A 1,208-nucleotide genomic window follows, 5' to 3' on the forward strand; every position below is an offset into this window, starting at 1 on the left:
TCGCCACCATTACCCCCATCCCCCCCTTCACTCTGCAAATAGATCAGCCCACGAGCCTCAGCACATGTGACAGTTAGTTTATCCGCCTCTTGACCGGGTTCGCCATCCGATCCCCGTGCTCCCGAAGAACCTTTAGTTCCATCAGTACCCGGCGTTGGCTGAGTTATACAGCAACTTTTATTCTCAAAACCAGATCGACCACTAACGCCACTAACACCACCGCTTCCACTTGTACCAGCAGTACCACGCGCTCCATCTTTTCCTTCATTGACAAAGTGCTTTGGACCGAATCCAATCCCTTGAATGACATTCGCTTCAATCCTACCATTGGTATAGCAAATAACTTTACCTTCCGGTTCAATAGTTATCTGGTTGTACACCAAAACAACCGGTTCACCATAGTTATCTTTATCTTTAATAATTAATGGGTTATCTGCGGTAATCGTGATCTCCTCGCCACTATATAACGCGACTTTCATCGGAAAACACTTAACATTAAGCATTTCTTCATAATCTTTGACCAAAGCAGAATTACCATAGATATAGGCGCGAAAGGCTTTACACAAATCAATATGATTTTCCGGGACGTTTGCCAGCCGTTCAGCAGAAAATGGTTCAGGTAACGGATGATAAGGCTCCATTTTTCCAGGACCATACCGACTGTCAGGCACACCGCCGAGTGCTTTCAGCTCTTGTATAGTTTGTACTGTAAAGAATGCAGGCGGCACAGTAGCCGTTTTCAAATCGTTAGAAAATATTACCGGCCCGTCAAAGTCGGAGGTCTTAAGTTGCTTTGGCTGTCGTTCCAGGCCAAATGGACGATGATATTGATGTAATACTGCCAAAGTTTCAGCAACTGTTCTTATTTTATCCATGGGAATTCTCCTAAGTTTAAATTTATACATTTAGAATAACTTCATATATCAATTATCCATCTAAAACCAAGTTCCAAAGTCTCTACGGCTATCACTACTGGTTATGTCACCAAATTGGATTTTTCTGGCAAGAAAATATAGGCTCTTCAACAATAGATAGGCCAGAAAAATAATTCCGACGAGAATTAATTAGGTAAGTATTTATTCATTTTACAGAAAGCAATTAGATGCAACATTTAAATTACGCCATTTAAAATATTAATGTAATTTTCCATTTTTTCTATTAATTATGAAGAATATTTCTGTAATACATCACGATATTTAAATATACAC

Annotated in this window: 1 protein-coding gene; it reads right to left on the reverse strand. The window is 40.0% G+C overall.

From position 1 onward, the window contains the following. Positions 1 to 875 (reverse strand): hypothetical protein (locus D3222_RS24680; RefSeq protein ID WP_118988362.1); only part of this gene is annotated, 875 nt, incomplete at its 3' end. Between the last annotated feature and the right edge of the window lie 333 nt (positions 876 to 1,208).

This window comes from Photorhabdus sp. CRCIA-P01 (assembly GCF_003545805.1).
Classification (GTDB): Bacteria; Pseudomonadota; Gammaproteobacteria; order Enterobacterales; family Enterobacteriaceae; genus Photorhabdus; species Photorhabdus antumapuensis.